The 1,521-nt window shown below is 39.0% G+C and carries 2 protein-coding genes; both read left to right on the forward strand.

The features are described 5' to 3' along the window. A partial coding sequence (locus tag A9E74_RS13730) for a glycosyltransferase (protein ID WP_218104336.1) occupies positions 1-711 on the forward strand: 711 nt, incomplete at its 5' end. Between the two features lie 105 nt (positions 712-816). After that, positions 817-1,521: glycosyltransferase (locus tag A9E74_RS13735; RefSeq protein ID WP_141696836.1), on the forward strand; the 705-nt coding region annotated here is incomplete at its 3' end.

Here is a 1,521-nt window from a genome sequence, read left to right on the forward strand (position 1 = left end):
AACGATCAACGAATGCATTTAACTTGGCTATTTGCTGCCAAGTTAGCAGGTTGTCGTTTTATATGGCACCAACGCACGGTCTGCCCATATTTTCGTTATGGCGTTTTTTCACTTTTTGCAGATAAGGTTGTCACTATTTCTAATTTCTGCAAACACAATGTGTCGAAATTTATGGCAGATCGTGCACAAATTATTGAAAACCCGGTCAATATCGATATTGACGTCTCTTACACTTTAACTAAAAAAGCTTTGATTCATGAAATGAAGCTGCCTGATAATTCGGTATTTATTGGCTGGTTTGCAAATTGGATAGAGCGAAAAAGACCCATAGATGTTGTTGAGCTTGCAGCATTGGCAAAGACTAATAATTCTCAACCAATGGTTTTCCTGATGTTCGGTGAAGCGCGAGAACCTTTAAATACTGTTGTTATAGATAGAATTTCCGAGCTTGGTCTTGAAGATCGCGTTTTTGTTATGGGTACACGTTCTCCAATTGAGCCCTATATCGCAGCATGTGATGCACTGATTTCCACTGCAGAAAATGAAGGTTTGGGACGAACTTTAATTGAAGCCATGTTGTTGGAAACACCAGTTATAGCTACGGCAAACGGGGGACATACAGAAATTATTATTGATGGAGTCAATGGTCGACTAGTACCTTTGGGGAATACTGAAGCCATGTTACAAGCGATAGCAGAGGTGGTAAAATAATCCTGAGAAGACGAATAAAATGATAGAGCATGCTAAGGAAACGGCTATGTCAAAATATTCATTAACTTCTCATGTCAACGAAATGCTTCATATCTACAAATCCTTATGAAACATATTTGCATCTTTATCCAATCTCTCGCCAATGGTGGAGCTGAACGCGTTACCGTTACATTAGCTGGTTATCTATCGGCAAATTCGTATCGCGTCACGGTCATCACGATGACTGATGATAAAAATGATTTTCACCAGTTACCCGAAGGTGTTAACCGTGTTTCTTTAGCAATGGCATTTGAGAATAACGGTTTCAGAAAGTTAACCGCCAATATTGAACGTATTCTTATACTTCGAAAAAACATTAAATTCCTTCAGCCAGATGTTCTTATCGGCATGATGACAAACTCTTCTGTGATGGCCATTCTGGCTTGTATTGGATTGCAGACAAAAGTCATCGTTTCAGAAAGAAATTATCCTGCCCGAAAAACAGTAAGCTCATTTTGGAGTTGTTTGAGAAAGTTAACTTACAAGCTGGCAGATGGTCATGCTGCTCAGACAGATAAGACTCTAAAATGGTTGCAAACTCATACAAAATCTCGAAATGTTCATGTTATCCCCAACTCTGTAAAGTGGCCAATCACTGCACATTCTCCCATCATCGATCCTGATGAGTTTGTAACAGTTGAAAAGAAAATTATTTTGGCAGTCGGAACCAAGCTTAAGCAAAAAGGCTATGATCTTTTATTGGAGGCTTTTTCTGAGATATCTGATTCTTACACTGAATGGCAACTGGCAATAGTTGGTATTGATAAGGAG

Source organism: Methylophaga muralis (genome assembly GCF_001720165.1).
Classification (GTDB): Bacteria; Pseudomonadota; Gammaproteobacteria; order Nitrosococcales; family Methylophagaceae; genus Methylophaga; species Methylophaga muralis.